At 41.3% G+C, this 15,650-nt stretch carries 11 protein-coding genes and 1 pseudogene; 5 read left to right on the forward strand and 7 right to left on the reverse strand.

Features of this window, described 5'->3' with window-relative positions; all coding sequences use genetic code 11:
• Positions 1–188: pseudogene (locus tag E0E16_RS13865) on the forward strand (hypothetical protein); the annotation flags it as partial.
• Positions 189–220: 32 nt separating this feature from the next.
• Positions 221–1,066 carry an IS3 family transposase gene (locus E0E16_RS02270; RefSeq protein WP_025878265.1) on the forward strand — a complete coding sequence of 282 codons (846 nt, stop codon included), beginning with the start codon at positions 221–223 and terminating at the stop codon, positions 1,064–1,066.
• A 933-nt stretch (positions 1,067–1,999) separates the two neighbouring features.
• Here the strand turns inward: E0E16_RS02270 and E0E16_RS02275 are convergent.
• Genes E0E16_RS02275 through E0E16_RS02285 form a run of 3 tightly spaced genes read right to left on the reverse strand, consistent with a single transcriptional unit; the run spans position 2,000 to position 5,728 of the window.
• Complete coding sequence (locus E0E16_RS02275) at positions 2,000–3,553, reverse strand: peptide MFS transporter (protein ID WP_130828648.1); 1,554 nt, start codon at positions 3,551–3,553, stop codon at positions 2,000–2,002.
• Positions 3,554–3,557: 4 nt separating this feature from the next.
• Entirely contained in the window at positions 3,558–4,301 is a 744-nt protein-coding gene (locus tag E0E16_RS02280; protein ID WP_130829716.1) for a porin family protein, read from the reverse strand.
• Positions 4,302–4,357: 56 nt separating this feature from the next.
• Positions 4,358–5,728, reverse strand: coding sequence for an amino acid ABC transporter substrate-binding protein (locus tag E0E16_RS02285; RefSeq protein WP_130828649.1), 1,371 nt, complete (start codon positions 5,726–5,728; stop codon positions 4,358–4,360).
• Positions 5,729–5,830: 102 nt separating this feature from the next.
• On the opposite strand from E0E16_RS02285, the gene E0E16_RS02290 reads away from it, so the two are divergent.
• A complete protein-coding gene (locus tag E0E16_RS02290) occupies positions 5,831–6,526 on the forward strand; it encodes a T9SS type B sorting domain-containing protein (RefSeq protein WP_130828650.1) in 696 nt (231 codons plus the stop codon).
• A gap of 31 nt (positions 6,527–6,557) precedes the next feature.
• Positions 6,558–9,410 (forward strand): excinuclease ABC subunit UvrA, encoded by a 2,853-nt coding sequence (gene uvrA, locus E0E16_RS02295; RefSeq protein WP_130828651.1) that lies wholly within the window; start codon positions 6,558–6,560, stop codon positions 9,408–9,410.
• A gap of 851 nt (positions 9,411–10,261) precedes the next feature.
• On the opposite strand, the gene E0E16_RS02300 is transcribed toward uvrA, so the two are convergent.
• From E0E16_RS02300 to E0E16_RS02315, 4 genes are read right to left on the reverse strand one after another with little or no spacing between them, the layout of a single operon-like run.
• Complete coding sequence (locus E0E16_RS02300; protein ID WP_130828652.1) at positions 10,262–11,830, reverse strand: peptide chain release factor 3; 1,569 nt, start codon at positions 11,828–11,830, stop codon at positions 10,262–10,264.
• A gap of 7 nt (positions 11,831–11,837) precedes the next feature.
• The gene (gene rfbD / locus E0E16_RS02305; protein ID WP_130828653.1) at positions 11,838–12,719 is read right to left on the reverse strand and encodes a dTDP-4-dehydrorhamnose reductase; all 882 of its coding nucleotides are present in this window, start codon (positions 12,717–12,719) and stop codon (positions 11,838–11,840) included.
• 57 nt (positions 12,720–12,776) lie between these two features.
• Entirely contained in the window at positions 12,777–13,385 is a 609-nt protein-coding gene (locus E0E16_RS02310; RefSeq protein WP_130828654.1) for a DUF4924 family protein, read from the reverse strand.
• 24 nt (positions 13,386–13,409) lie between these two features.
• The gene (locus E0E16_RS02315) at positions 13,410–14,090 is read right to left on the reverse strand and encodes a LysE family translocator (protein WP_130828655.1); all 681 of its coding nucleotides are present in this window, start codon (positions 14,088–14,090) and stop codon (positions 13,410–13,412) included.
• Positions 14,091–14,210: 120 nt separating this feature from the next.
• On the opposite strand from E0E16_RS02315, the gene E0E16_RS02320 reads away from it, so the two are divergent.
• Positions 14,211–15,188, forward strand: a complete 978-nt coding sequence (locus E0E16_RS02320) for an ROK family protein (RefSeq protein ID WP_130828656.1) — start codon at positions 14,211–14,213, stop codon at positions 15,186–15,188.
• Positions 15,189–15,650 lie beyond the last annotated feature (462 nt).

Below are 15,650 nucleotides of genomic sequence, written 5' to 3' on the forward strand. Positions count from 1 at the left end.
AGAGGTATCGTATGGCTCATAAAGAAACGAATTTGACAGACAATGAGATATTGCGCCAGAAGATAGTGAACCTCCAACACGCATTGTCTTTGGAGAAGATGCGCAGCCGTGCCTATGAGAAACTCATAGAGATAGCCGAATCCGAGGAGGGTATCAGCATCTTAAAAAAAGATGGTGCCAAACAGTAACGGCGCTGCGTGAGGAGTTTCCCGGTGTATCCGTGGAATTCCTCTGTGGGCTGTTTGGCAAGAAACGCCAGTGGTATTACGCAAGCAGCAAGCTTGTGATTTCTGAGCGGCAAAGGCGTAAACTGATAGTTGACAATGTACTCTACTATCGTGCCTGCTGTCCCGGGATAGGCGGTGTGAAACTGCACGTCCTCCTCAAGTCGGAGCTAGGTGAAGATGTTACTCATGGTCGCGACTCCTTCTTAAAACTACTTGCTTCAGAAGGACTTATGCTTCCCAAGAACAAGCGAAGACGTACAACGGACTCCAATCATCCTTATAGGAAGTATCCTAATCTTGTACAAGGTGTTACGGCAATGTATGCTAACCACATTTGGGCAGCCGACATAACCTACGTTTGGATTTACGGCAACGTCCTGTACCTCCATCTCATTACAGATGTTTACTCACATGCTGTCATAGGCTGGTGCTTATCCGAAACCATGGAGGCTATAAATACGAAGGAGGCATTGCTAATGGCAGTTAAGGCCGCCGGAGGAGGCAACCTCTGCGGAACGATACACCACTCTGACAGGGGCTCGCAATATGCCTGCCACCTATATGTTGAAACTCTTATGTGCCACCATATCAGGGTTAGTATGACAGAACGGTACAATCCTACGGACAATCCTGTGGCGGAAAGGACGAATGGAACCTTTAAGGTTGAGTGGATTTACCAGCAGGAGATGTACCGAGATTATGACCAGGCCAATATGGAAATCTCCAAGGCAATAGCCTTCTACAACAACAGACGACCGCATATGAGCATAGGAATGAAATGTCCGATGGATGTCTATAGAGGCGAACAGCCCGGGAGAAATCTTTGGAAAAAGAGATAAATGCTTGCAAAAAAGAAAAATATAACGTATCTTTGGAACGCCGAAAATATGGCGAACGACGGTCTTATGCCATCTTCACCAAAGGTCCCAGGGGGCATCGAGCCCCCTAAGACCTTGCCGAAAATATGACGGAACTTAGGTGTTGTCCATCTTCTTTTATACAAGTGCACTGACTTCAAATTTAAACTATATAATGTTAATGTCAAGTCATTCAGTAAATAAGAAAATATTTGACAAGTAAAACAGAAAAACATCGTCAGATCTGACAAGTGAATTCAGGAAAAGACAAAATTTTCTTTATTCATCTATCCAAAGCTTAGCTTTCACTTTTCAAAAGCTAAGCTTTTGCAATGCAAAAGGTCATGAATTGGAGTGCAAAAGCTAAGCTTTTAAATCACAACTAATATCATCCTGATTATCAATAGATTACAAAGCATATCCCTGATGCCGTTTTTGTAATATAATTTCATGGTGATGGTCGGGTTGAATGTTTGCTATTATTGCTGTCCGGTAAAAATTAACTGAAAGCTCTGTATCTCTTTATCCATCGGTATTGCAGCCGTTTTACTCATCCTGGGGCTTGGTTTTCAGTTTCAAACTGTAAGCATTATAAAATGCACTTATTTTGACAAGAAAAGACCTAAAATAACCGATAATTCTAAGAAATAATAAGTTTAAGTCTATTTTAACTAACACAGATAGCCCCAAAAAAGTTTTACCGGACAGCAATAGTTTGCTATCAAGTGTCTGTTTACCATCACCAGAAAAAGAGGCTTACACACTTTTATAGGATAGTACCGCGATTAAAGTGGATACCTATAGTACTAAGCATCCTCGTTATACAATGCTTATGTGTGAGTTTGTCAATGAAAAAATCTCTTGCCACTGAAATGTGACAAGAGATTATATATAAGTTAGATATTTACAAATCGCTTATGCCTCAGTTACTCTTTCGAGCCATTTAACCATTGAGAACATTACAATCATAGAGATTCCGCATACGATAGCAAATACCAACCAGCATTCCCAAATCGGCCACTTGTTGTACATCAGCGGACCTACCCAAAGGAGGAGGTTACCAACGGCAGTAGCTCCGAGCCAAAGTCCCTGACATAGTCCTTGTAAATGTTTTGGAGCCACCTTACTCACAAAGCTCAAACCAAGCGGAGAGATGAATAATTCGGCTACGGTGAGGAAGAAATAGGTAAGGATCAGAATCCATGGAGCCGCCTTGGCAGCAGAGCGAGATATAGGATCCATGGCTGTGAATGTTTCAGCAGAAGGATAGTTGTAAATCAAGGAAATTATCATCAAGAAGATGTATGCCATTCCTGCTATTCCCATACCATAGGCAATTTTCTTTGGTGTAGATATTGGATTGCCCTTTTTAGAGAAATATGCAAAAATCCACATCACGACCGGAGTCAGGGAAATTACAAAGAATGGATTTACACATTGCCAAATTTCAGGTGCGATGGAATCCGTCTTAACGAAATCACGAGCAAAGAAAGACAAGCTCTGTCCGTTCTGGTGGAATGAGAACCAGAAGAATACGCTAATACCCAGTACGGCAAAGAGTGCGTACATACGCTGTTTGATTTCTTTTGCCATGGTTGCTTTTTCTTCCTCTGTGTATTGTTCCACAACAACTTCTGCCTTTTTCCCGGGCATGGGGAATTTACGTTTGTTGAATACAAAAATAGCCAAGGATACAAGCATCATCAGCACACTAACTATGAACGAATAGTGAATACCCGTGTTGAAGGCATCGAGGTATTGCGGACAGAACGATACAAGGTCAGAAGCATTTCCTCCAACTTGCTCTGTGAGTGTACGTAAGTTATCGATATTATTGCCTATGTTGCCATTAATGAAGTCGTGGCAAAGCTTTGGAAGGTCAGCATTATATGTAAATCCCTTGGTGCCAAGCCACCAGCTACGAAGCATAGGTGCCAAGAACGGTGCCACCAGTGAACCAATGTTTATGAACACATAGAAAATCTGGAAGCCGGCATCACGTTGTCCTTGAGCCCATTTCAGTTTCTCAGGGGAGACTTTGGCGGCTTCTGTTTCAAAGTTGTCATACATCTGACCGACTATAGCCTGTAAGTTTCCTTTGAAAAGACCATTACCAAACGATATCAAGGCAAGTGCCACGATAGTGAAACCAAGCCAAAATGAATTGTTTTGAGGGGTAATCATAACCGGGAAAGATAAGGCAATGTAGCCTAAGGCCATAATAATAAGACCACTTTCAATGGTTCGCTGATAATTTTGGGTTTTATCAGCAATAATACCTCCCACAAGACTCATCACATAGATGGCAGCAAGAAAAAGAGATGCGATAAGACCGGAAGTCTCATCGGACAAACCAAATTTTGAACAAAGGAAAAGAGCGAGCACGGCAATCATAATATAATAGCCGAATCTTTCGCCCATGTTGCTAAGTGCGGCCTGTAAAAGACCTTTTGGATGATTTTTAAACATAATATTATTTTGTTTTGGTTAAATCTATTAGATAGGTAAGTTTAACTATTATTGAATTGTTATTGGACTTTCCAAAGAAATCTTTTTTCGTGTTACCATAAATATTCCCAAGTCCGTAATAATATCTTCCTTCAATGAGAAAATGCCCCAATCGATGATTACTCCATTCAACCCCTAATCCGGCGGCTATACCATAATCGAACTTTTTCTCTATAGGTTTTGCCTCTTGCTCCGTCACGGTGTTGCTTCTTCCGGTTTCATCGTTTGAAAAAGTGGGCTGGTCATAATTCCGACTTATCGATTCGGTGAGGAAATATCCAAATTGTGGACCTGCCTTAACAAAAAAATTCATTCCGTTAGTTTCTCTACCCCATGCCAAGTGTGCGAAAATGGGTACTTGTATATAATTTAGAGTGCGGGAGTATTCTTCTAACAGTCCATTGGAATTCATCACCTTATCACCTTTCACTGTGCGAATATCCTGCTTCCATCCCATGGAAACGTAATTCACTTCTCCATAAATGGAACAGATGGTGTTAAAATATTTCTCGCACACGTATCGGAAACTCGCCCCAAAGGTAAGTCCACCTTTCATGGTCTGTGGAACTTTTGGATCGAATCCGACTTGAGACATGATAAATCCCGCATTTCCTCCCACCGATAATACGTTTCTGTATTCGCCCACTTGAGCATTCGCTATAAGTGGCAGTAACAATAACAGAGAGCTTATGATTGTCTTGCGTTTCATCTCCGTGTTTGTACTCTTCAAATTGATAATATCTTGTGGTTTGTAATTTTGGATGATTAATAAACTAAGTTCTCCATGGTTCGATCATATTTGAAATGAACTAACTGGAAATGGGTATTTAAATAACCACCTTGCCCCAATTTCTCAAAATTATAACGAGTTTGAATGGGATAATATTTTATTTCGCTGCTTGTTCCCTTGAAGTTTTTACCATTGCTCTTTAGACCTCGCACAAAGAATTGCGCTTGGTCATAGCCTACGATTGCTAAGCGCGGTATATAGGTCTTATTCATTACATCACCGTAAACTTCTTGATACTTCTTTTCCAATTGTAGGGTTCGTTCAGATACCTTGTTATAATAGTAAGTGGATGGAATGAATACCCCATACTTAAAATAATTCGCCAAATTGAAGTCTTGATACATAAACCAATCATTATATCCGAACATTGCAATGACTATTTCGGGATTTGCGGCTTTCAAAGCATTTAATTTTGCGAAGACTTGATTAAGCTGAGGACTTTTTTCAGAGTTGATTACCACCACATTGGGACGATTTCTGTCAAAATGTTTTGCGAAGTCAGCAGAGGAAGATTTAGTATTTGTTAAATCGTATTTAATATGGGCAAGTTCCAATTGTTTACGAAGTTCGCTCGTAAAGGCTCCCACCTGGCTTCCTGCATCATTACAATCAATGAAAACGGGATGATGTTTTTTTTGAAAGCGTTCAAAGAAACAAGCGATTGCCTTTTTGTTCAAACGGTCATTATCCTGATAAACCTGAAAGATATATGGGTTTCGAATAACCTCTTCTGTTTCTATAGAGAATGGAATGACAAGCTTTATAGCATGATTTCTACAAAAATCTCCCAAAGGCTTAACCTGATTGGAATATAACGGACCGAAAATAACATCCAACTCTGACGCATTCTTATCCATCAAAGTAGTACGGATATCCGCATCAATAGGAACATTCCATGCATGCACATCGGCGTTCATGCCCTCAGATTTCAATTGGTTTAATGCCAATAAAATACCTCGATAATATTCCACCATTCGTTTTCCATCTCCATCATTATCATGCAATGGTAGCATAACTCCAACGCGAATGACACCGGAAGCTCGAGAAGCATTGAGACTTGGTTTAGTGATTGTTGTGCGTTCTTCAATCGTTGATTTTTTATCACCGGCTTTTGCGTAGGGAACAAATATCCATTCTCCTTTTTTTAATTCATAGCCTTCGCGTTTCATTTCGGGATTTGCATCCAGCAGTTCCTGAATACCAACCCCATAATCTTTAGCAATGCCGAATATCGTCTCTTTCTTTTTCACTTTATGAATATCACGCCAAATCGTAGTCTGACCAAACACTTGTGAAGTGAAGAGCAACGTGAAAAAGAACAATAAGTATCTAATAATATGCTTCATTTTCTAAGTTTCAAAATTTATCACTATGCAAAGATACCAAAAACTATTCAGTCTTTGCTTCTTGTCAATAGTTTTTTTGTAAATTTGCAGAAATTAGTGGTTATGAATTCAAGTTTTTATAAAATATTAGTATTTCTTGTTGCGCTTGGAGCCAATTTGGAACTTTTAGCTCAAGATTGTGAACCGTATGGAATATATGTGGATGATAACGGAACGTCAAACACCATTAACTCTGCCCAAGGCTTTTCCGGTTCTGCTCCCATTACGGTGAATTTCTTTGCCAACCCCACGACAACCGTTGAGAATGGTGTCCATTTTGAATGGCATTTTCTGGAGCAAAGCGACAAAAGACAATCTTTTTTGATACGTTATGAGGAAAATACAGACTACACCTTTAAGAAAGCCGGTTCATTCCTCGTCTGTCTATACGAATTATCAGGAAACGACACACTTAACATCTACGACCCCATTATGATCTCTATTAGTGAAAGCGAGCTGGTCATGCCCAACGCTTTTTCTCCTAATGGAGATGGTATCAATGATATATACAAGGTCAAGAGCGGTTTTAAGAGCATAGTGGAGTTTCATGCGGTAATTTTTAATCGATGGGGACAAAAGCTTTTTGAATGGACGAACCCAAATGAAGGATGGGATGGTACTTACAAAGGAAAGAATGTAGCACAAGGAGTCTATTTTGTTAACGTAAAAGCGAAAGGGGCGGATGGACGAGAGTTCCATATTAAACGAGATGTCAATCTCTTGAGAGGATTTAGCGAAACCACTCGCGGAAACAACTAATACACTTTGTATTTATCGTAAAAAAGCAGAAATGAGCAATAGCATAGAAGTTCTTGGAGCACGTGTTCACAACTTAAAAAATATTGATGTAGTAATGCCACGTAACTCGTTAGTTGTATTCACGGGACTGTCAGGTTCAGGAAAAAGTTCTTTGGCTTTTGACACAATTTTCGCGGAAGGCCAAAGACGATACATAGAGACTTTCTCTGCTTATGCCCGAAACTTTCTTGGCGATTTGGAACGTCCCGATGTGGATAAGATTACCGGATTGTCTCCAGTAATATCCATAGAACAGAAAACAACCAACAAGAATCCACGTTCAACCGTTGGAACCACAACTGAGATATATGATTATCTTCGCCTGCTCTTCGCAAGGGCAGGAACGGCATATTCGTACATGAGTGGAGAACCCATGAAAAAATATACCGAAGAGCTTGTTGTGGAAATGATTCGCAGGGATTATGCCAACAGAGCCATTTACATTCTTGCGCCATTGGTGAGGAATAGAAAGGGGCATTATCGCGAACTATTCGAGCAGATGAGGCGCAAAGGATACCTCTACATCCGAATCGATGAAAAAATAGTGGAGATAACGCGAGGCATGAAGGTGGACAGATATAAAAATCACAATATTGAGGTGGTCATCGATAAGATGAAAATGGGGGAATTCACCGATGATTCTTTCAAAGAACGCATATCGCAATCTGTTGCTGTGGCAATGAAACAAGGTGATTCGCTCATTATGATTTTGGACAAGGAAACGAATAAAACCAAATATTTCTCCAAAAGGCTTATGGATCCGGTTACGGGCATCGCCTATAAAGATCCCGCCCCCAATATTTTTTCGTTCAATTCCCCCGAAGGAGCTTGTCCTCATTGCAAAGGACTGGGCAGAATAAACGAGATAGACCTAAACAAAGTCATCCCGGATAAATCAAAGAGCATATATGAGGGAGGTATCATTCCGTTGGGGAAATACAAGAATCAAATGATTTTTTGGCAAGTGAGTGCCATTCTTGAAAAATACAATTGTTCACTAAAGACGCCCATAAAGGACATTCCAAAAGAAACGCTTTCGGAAATTCTCTATGGAAGTTTGGGGAATTTGAAAATCTCAAAAAAGCTCGTACACACCAATTCTGATTATTTTGTTTCTTTTGATGGTATCATCAAATATCTGCGAACCGTAATGGATAATGATGAAACGGCAGCAGGAAGGAAATGGGCAGACCAGTTCATTGCAGAACGAGAATGTCCTGAATGCAAAGGGCAGAAACTAAACCGCGAGGCTCTCTCATATCGCATTTGGAATAAAAACATTGCAGAGCTGGCATCCATGGATATAACCGAATTGAAGAAATGGATCGACAATGTTGAGGAACACCTTAACTCGAAGCAGCAAAAAATCGCGGTAGAGATCATTAAGGAAATTAGGAAAAGAATTAATTTCTTGTTAGATGTGGGATTAAACTATTTATCGCTAAACAGAAAAAGTTCCACCTTATCCGGAGGTGAAAGTCAGCGTATCCGGCTTGCCACGCAAATTGGCTCACAACTTGTAAACGTGCTCTACATCCTTGATGAGCCATCCATAGGGCTGCATCAAAGGGATAATGAACGACTAATAGAGTCGCTACGTAAATTAAGGAATATGGGGAATACGGTCATTGTTGTTGAACATGATGAGGATATGATGCGGGCAGCCGACTGGATTGTCGATATCGGACCGAAAGCCGGAAGAAAAGGAGGACAGGTGGTATTTCAAGGAACATATGAGCAAATGCTCGAAACTGAAACACTGACAGCCCAATATCTTAATGGAGAAAAGTCAATAGAAATGCCCAAAGAACGAAGAAAAGGCAATGGGGAATCCATACGACTAATGGGTTGCAAGGGGAATAACCTAAAAAACATTGACGTGGAATTTCCTCTTGGAAAACTTATTGTAGTAACAGGGGTTTCCGGCTCCGGGAAAAGTACGCTCATTAATGAAACGCTACAACCCATTCTTTCACAACATTTTTATCGTTCCCTCAAACAACCAATGGAGTTTGAGAAAATTGAAGGAATAGAGAACATCGATAAGGTGGTGAATGTAGATCAAAGCCCGATTGGGCGCACGCCTCGCAGCAATCCCGCAACCTACACGGGTGTGTTTACCGAAATTCGAAACCTCTTCGTAAATCTTCCTGAAGCCAAAATTCGCGGATACAAACCCGGACGGTTTTCTTTTAACGTGAAAGGAGGCAGATGTGAGTCGTGTGGCGGGAATGGCTATCGCACTATTGAAATGAATTTTTTACCGGATGTCATTGTGCCTTGCGAAGTGTGTCGTGGGAAGCGTTATAACAGAGAAACGCTTGAAGTGAGATATAAAGGTAAATCCATTGCCGATGTGCTGGATATGACCGTAAACATGGCAGTGGAATTCTTCGAGAACGTGCCGCTCATCCTTACGAAAATAAAGGCATTGCAAGAGGTTGGGCTGGGGTATATCAAGTTAGGGCAAAGCTCCACGACCTTATCGGGAGGTGAAAGCCAGCGAGTGAAACTTGCCACAGAGCTTTCAAAGCGCGACACGGGGAAAACATTGTATATTCTTGACGAGCCAACTACAGGATTGCATTTCGAGGATATACGCATCCTAATGGGAGTTCTTCAAAAGTTAGTGGACAAAGGGAATACTGTTATCATTATCGAGCATAATCTTGATGTGATTAAACTTGCCGATTACATCATAGACATGGGACCGGAAGGGGGGCGTGCCGGAGGCGAAATCATCGTAATGGGAACACCGCATGAAATCGTTAAGAACAAACAAAGCCACACCGCCCGATTCTTGAAGAAGATTCTTGCAGGCGAGCATTCTCAATTGACGGATTAAAATGTTGAACATAAAGAAAAAGTCATCATCCGTCTCTCTATCATACCCAAGTTTAACACCGAGGAGAACAGGAAACACAGTCGCCAAGTTTTAAAAGAATTGGGATATGTGGTTAGAAATAAATAAACAGAATCAATTATGCGCCCCTAATGCAATGGATTTGAATGAAAAATTCCATATTATTGGGAATTTTGGTATTATATGTCAGTGAGAAATCTTTTATCTTTTCCCAATGGCGTCCTGAATGTTTTTTGAAATTCCACGCAAGGTCGCATCAAATTATGAGACTTGACATGTTTTTGTTCCAACGCTGAATAAAGCATACTTCCTTATGGCTCCAATTCGTATTCAGGTGGTGGTAAACAGACACTTGATAGCGAACATTCAACCCGATCATCACCATGAAATTATATTACAAAAACTTCATTACGGGTATGCTTTGTAATCTGCTGATAATCAGGAAGATATTAATTGCAATTTAAAAGCTTAGCTTTTGCACTCCAATTCATGACCTTTTACATTGCAAAAGCTTAGCTTTGGAAAAGTGAAAGCTAAGCTTTGGATAGAGGAATAAAGAAAAATTTAGGACATTATTGAACTTTTCCCATATCGCCCAATTCTAATGAAACAAAGGGGTTATTCAATATCATCTGTTGGTTGTAAGTCAAGTTCTTTAGGGATGACTGGTTAGTAAATTGCTGAATAACAAACCTATATAATTGAATATTTCTAATGGCGGTCATTAGAAAAAACTAAAGATGTTTCTAATGACCGATTTGAGATAAAGGAATTCTCACTGCCATACGACACCAAGAGTTCCTAATGATAGATTTGAAATTACAGTATTTGGACTAAAACTCGCTTGTGAAATGAAATTTTATTTTTTTGAAATCTTGTTGCGCCATGGAAAGCACGTACCCGGAATCTGCCAAGAATACATCCCGCCCTTCGGTATCTTTCGCCATATATTGATATTTCCGCTTTTTGAAGTTTTCAAGTTCCTCGCTATTCTCTGCCTCAATCCAACAAGCCTTGTGTAGATGTACCGGTTCCCATCGGCATTTAGCGTTATATTCATGTTCGAGGCGATATTGAATGACCTCGAACTGCAATTGCCCTACTGTTCCGACAATTCTTCTGTTGTTGAACTGGTTTACGAATAGTTGCGCCACACCTTCATTCATTAGCTGCTCCAATCCTTTCATGAATTGTTTTGACTTCATGGGGTCGTCGTTTTCTATGTATTTGAAAAGTTCCGGAGAGAAACTGGGTAAGCCTCTAAAGTGAATTTTTTCTCCCTCCGTGAGCGTATCGCCAATTTTGAAAAGTCCTCCATTATCGGGTAGTCCCACAATGTCTCCCGGATATGCCTCATCCACAGTGTTCTTTCTTTGTGCCATGAACTGGGTGGGAGACGAGAAGCGAACAGTTTTGCCATTCCGCACGTGAAGATAAGGTTGGTTGCGTTGGAACTTCCCTGAGCAGACCTTGCAGAAAGCGATGCAACTACGATGATTAGGGTCAATGTTTGCCGTGATTTTAAAGATAAAACCGGTAAATTTTGTCTCTTTTGGTTCTACCGTGCGTTCTTCCGCCTTTGTAATGCCCGGACTTGGGGCTATCTCTACGAAGCAATCGAGCAACTCTTGTACGCCGAAATTATTGAGCGCGGAGCCGAAAAAGACCGGTGCGACATTGGCAGAGCGATAGTTCTCTACGTTGAACTCCAGGTAAACACCATTGATGAGTTCCAAATCGTTTCGGAGTTGTTCTGCAAAAGAATCGCCAACACGATTGTCCAACTCGTCTGAATTGATGTCCACTTCTACGGTTTCAGTAACTCTTTGTTTATTTGGTGTAAACAAGTTGAGCTTCTGTTCATATATGTTATAGACCCCTTTGAAGCGTTGCCCTTGACCGATAGGCCATGAAAGTGGACGAACTCCTATTTGTAGTTCTTCTTCCAACTCATCAAGTAAATCGAATGGGTCTCGTCCCTCACGATCCATCTTGTTGATAAAGATAATGACTGGCGTATTACGCATGCGGCACACATCCATCAGTTTGCGTGTTTGCATTTCCACACCTTTTGCAGAGTCAACAACGATGATGGCCGAATCCACGGCTGTCAGTGTTCGATAAGTATCTTCCGCAAAATCTTGGTGTCCCGGTGTGTCAAGTATATTCACTTTGTAGCCTTCGTAATCAAACTCCATCACAGAGGTGGAAACCGATATACCGCGTTGCTTCTCTATATCCATCCAGTCGGAAGTGGCCGTTTTGCGTATTTTATTGCTTTTCACGGCACCCGCCACTTGGATCTGACCGCCGAAAAGCAGGAATTTCTCCGTGAGTGTAGTCTTACCTGCGTCCGGGTGTGATATAATGGCAAATGTTCTTCTGCGTTCTATTTCATTCATTGTGGTGTTATGCTTTGTTTTTTAAATTCTCCACACATCTTGTCAGGCTGTCCGTCCAATATGGGATTTTCGTATCGAATGTTTTTTTTATTTTTGTTTTATCAAAGACCGAGTATGCAGGTCGTTTCACCGGAGAGGGAAACTCCTCGCTGTGGCATGGCAGAATTTCACAATGCGTGTTGCCCATCAGCTCAGCTATCTTTTTAGCAAAATCATACCAACTGCATACTCCTTCATTGGAAAAATGGTAAATGCCCGTGTTTCCTTCGTATTTACCTTTCTCTACGATATCAAAAATAGCGTTTGCCAAATCCCGTGCGTATGTGGGTGTGCCACATTGGTCGAATACGACCTTTATCTGTTTTTTGGTTTCTATAAGATTTAGAATAGTCTTCACGAAGTTGTGTCCGTGTTCTCCATAAAGCCATGCAGTGCGAAGGATAATATATTTCCCACCTATGGCGCGGATTTTTTCTTCTCCGTGTAGCTTTGTAAGACCATAGACACCCGTTGGAGTTCCTTTTTGTTCCTCTGTACAAGGAGTATTGTACGGATCATTGCCAAAGACATAATCCGTACTGATATGCACCAAAAGTCCGTTCACTTCTTTCATTGCAAGAGCTAAGTTCGCGGGTCCATCGGCATTCAACTTCTCTACTATCTCACCGGCGGTTTCGGCTTTATCTACGTTGGTCCAAGCCGCGCAATTGACAATACACTTTATATTATTTTCTTTGACTGTTCGACGAACATCGTTCAAGTCGGTGATATCAACTTTGTTATAGCCATCGCAAATGTCGGTGAACAGATAGTTGTTGTTACTGTCTTTGGACACTTCCTGCATTGTTTTGCCCAGCATTCCGTTGGCACCCGTAACCAATATATTCATAGCTTTGTCATTATGTCCTTAAATTCGACTTTTGTCTTAACTGTATTCTTTTGGCTGTTATTTGTCTTCGAATACAAGTCCCTCTTGCTTGTCCTTGATGTAATAATCGGACAACATACCCAATAGTGTTGTAATCTCTTTGAGAGCTGCCGATGTCTCCTTGCTGATTTCTTTCTTCTGAAGCCGGAGCATCATGACGCCATAGAGCACGTCGAAGCATGTTTCCACCTCGCTGTGTCCAAGGTTGGCAGCTATTTCCTTGAGGTGCTTATCGTTCTTGATGGTCATGCGGTCGGCTACCTGTTTGGTTTTACCTCGAAGTTCCACGATGAAAGGCAGGACACGATAGTACTCTGCGGAATAGAATGGAAATTTCGAGGATGCCAACAGGCGAGCGTGTAGCTCTGTCAGGTCTTGCATGAGGATTTTATTAATTTGCAGATGTCCGCTTTCCCTGCATCCTTCTTGTTTCATCATTCTCACGAGATTGCCAAACCAATCGCTTTCTTCTTCTTTTTGCTCGGTAGTATATTGGAATTTGTTGATATATTCCTCCCGAATGCGCGTTAATGAACATCCGTAAGCGCGTATGATATCTTCTATCTGCCACATGTAAAGCAGATACTCCGCAATATTCTTTTTTCTTAATTCCTGTGCTACAAACATATTCTTGATTTTTTCCCAATGACATTAATAATATGAGGGAAGGTGGTAAAGGTTGAATAAGGTTCCAATGAGCATGATTAACGAAAAAAGTACAACCAGCGACCCAATCACCTTGTTGATAATCACTATGCCATTCACATCGAAAATGGCTCTTATCTTGTTTACCAGCCATGTTAGTCCGTACCACCAGACAAGAGCTCCTATGGGAATACAAGCAAACCCGACAATCATCTCAAAAGGGCGGGATGGCTGTACGAAAGCAAATTGCGCGTAAACAGCCATCAGCAACAAAATGATGAGAGGGTTGGAGAAAGTAACGAGAAACGCCGTGAACCCATTGTGGAAAAGCGTTCCTTTCGTTTTCCCACTCTTGTGTAATTTTCTTGCGGGATTTGAGATGAAACAATAGATGCCAAAAAAGAGAAGAACGATACTGCCTACTATCTGAAGGAAGAATTGATATTCGGGATTTTGCAAGGGCTCCATGATAAAACTCATTCCCAGTCCTACTATTAAGGCATAGATGAAATCGCTGATGGCAGCCCCTATTCCTGTAACAAATCCGTACCAACGACCTTTATTCAAGGTGCGTTGGACACACAAGATGCCTACCGGTCCCATGGGGGCAGAGGCAATAATACCGATTAAGATACCCTTGAAAATAAAATCGAGTATATCTATTTGGATTGGAAAAGGCATGCTCATAATTCGGATGCAAAATTGCAAAAATAATACGGAATAAGCAAATTTACTCAACAAAAGTTTGATGTATTCCACTTTTTTAATATCTTTGCCTGTGATAAACTAAACAAAAACGAATATCAAATGGATATACAAGAACAGAAGCCTTTCGTAATTGGATTGGATTTGGGAGCGACAAATTCTGTTTTCGGAATTGTTGATCAACGAGGGCAAGTGCTCGCTACGAACGCGATAAAAACCCAAGCTTATAAGACTGTTGAGGATTTTGTAGATGCCGGTGTCGAAGCCATGAAGCCCATTGTTGCTAAAGTTGGTGGAATAGGGCAAATAAAAGCAATGGGAATAGGAACACCAAATGGGAATTTCTATAAAGGAACCATTGAGATGGCACCGAATTTGTCGTGGGGGCATGATTGTGTTGTGCCTTTAGCAGAGATGTTCTCGAAGCGTTTAGAAGTTCCCGTCGGATTGACAAACGACGCTAATGCAGCGGCTATCGGTGAGATGCAATATGGAGTAGCCCGGGGCATGAAAAATTTTATCATGCTTACTTTGGGAACAGGTGTAGGCTCCGGAATAGTCATCAATGGTCAAGTGGTTTATGGCTCGGACGGTTTTGCCGGTGAGTTAGGTCATGTTACCATGGTTCGCGGAAAAGAAGGGCGATTATGTGGATGTGGTCGTACCGGTTGTTTGGAAGCATATTGTTCGGCAACGGGAGTGGCTCGCACCGCTCGTGAGTATTTGCAATCTTCGGATGAACCATCGGAATTGCGGAATATCATTCCCGAAGAAATAACCTCTTTGGATGTTTCCATTGCTGCGGGCAAAGGAGATAAATTGGCAAAACGAGTATATGAGTTTACCGGTGAAATGTTGGGAGCAGCTTGTGCTGATTTTGCGAGCTTCTCTTCGCCGGAAGCTTTTGTGTTCTTCGGAGGGCTGACGAAAGCCGGTGATTTGCTGATGAAACCCATTATGGAGTCGTATGCCAAACATGTCTTTAAAATCTTCAAGGACAAACCCAAGTTCTTGGTAAGCTCTCTTGATGATGGTGCCGCAGCCGTGTTGGGGGCATCTGCCATTGGATGGGAATTATAGGAATATTATAGTTTGGAGTCGATGCTTTACAGCATTGGCTCCTTTTCAATTTATAAATAGGGAACAACCCAATAATGTCCTAAATATGTCTTATACGGATTTAGCTTGTCACAATTCTGACTATAAAAAAAGTAAGAAATTATGACAAAACGTAAAACCCCGCGCGAATTTTCGTATTCGTTCAAGCTGCAAGTGTTAATCGATTATTATTCTAGCGGTGCTTCTCAAGCGTCCATATTGCGTAAGTGGAATGTGTCTAGTGGTTCAATGTTCCAATGGCTGAAACGTTGGCCCGTTGATTCAAAATCGTTATCTTTGCCCTCGGAAGTAATCCAGAGGTATCGTATGGCTCATAAAGAAACGAATTTGACAGACAATGAGATATTGCGCCAGAAGATAGTGAACCTCCAACACGCATTGTCTTTGGAGAAGATGCGCAGCCGTGCCTATGAGAAACTCATA

The organism is Prevotella rectalis, from assembly GCF_900607215.1.
GTDB classification, from domain to species: domain Bacteria; phylum Bacteroidota; class Bacteroidia; order Bacteroidales; family Bacteroidaceae; genus Prevotella; species Prevotella brunnea.

What these genes read in the sequence shown, in the direction of transcription:
- E0E16_RS02275 (WP_130828648.1), bottom strand. Translation starts at nt 3,553, where the DNA reads ATGTTTAAAAATCATCCAAAAGGTCTTTTACAGGCCGCACTTAGCAAC.
- E0E16_RS02280 (WP_130829716.1), bottom strand. Translation starts at nt 4,301, where the DNA reads ATGAAACGCAAGACAATCATAAGCTCTCTGTTATTGTTACTGCCACTT.
- E0E16_RS02285 (WP_130828649.1), bottom strand. Translation starts at nt 5,728, where the DNA reads ATGAAGCATATTATTAGATACTTATTGTTCTTTTTCACGTTGCTCTTC.
- E0E16_RS02290 (WP_130828650.1), top strand. Translation starts at nt 5,831, where the DNA reads ATGAATTCAAGTTTTTATAAAATATTAGTATTTCTTGTTGCGCTTGGA.
- uvrA (WP_130828651.1), top strand. Translation starts at nt 6,558, where the DNA reads ATGAGCAATAGCATAGAAGTTCTTGGAGCACGTGTTCACAACTTAAAA.
- E0E16_RS02300 (WP_130828652.1), bottom strand. Translation starts at nt 11,830, where the DNA reads ATGAATGAAATAGAACGCAGAAGAACATTTGCCATTATATCACACCCG.
- rfbD (WP_130828653.1), bottom strand. Translation starts at nt 12,719, where the DNA reads ATGAATATATTGGTTACGGGTGCCAACGGAATGCTGGGCAAAACAATG.
- E0E16_RS02310 (WP_130828654.1), bottom strand. Translation starts at nt 13,385, where the DNA reads ATGTTTGTAGCACAGGAATTAAGAAAAAAGAATATTGCGGAGTATCTG.
- E0E16_RS02315 (WP_130828655.1), bottom strand. Translation starts at nt 14,090, where the DNA reads ATGAGCATGCCTTTTCCAATCCAAATAGATATACTCGATTTTATTTTC.
- E0E16_RS02320 (WP_130828656.1), top strand. Translation starts at nt 14,211, where the DNA reads ATGGATATACAAGAACAGAAGCCTTTCGTAATTGGATTGGATTTGGGA.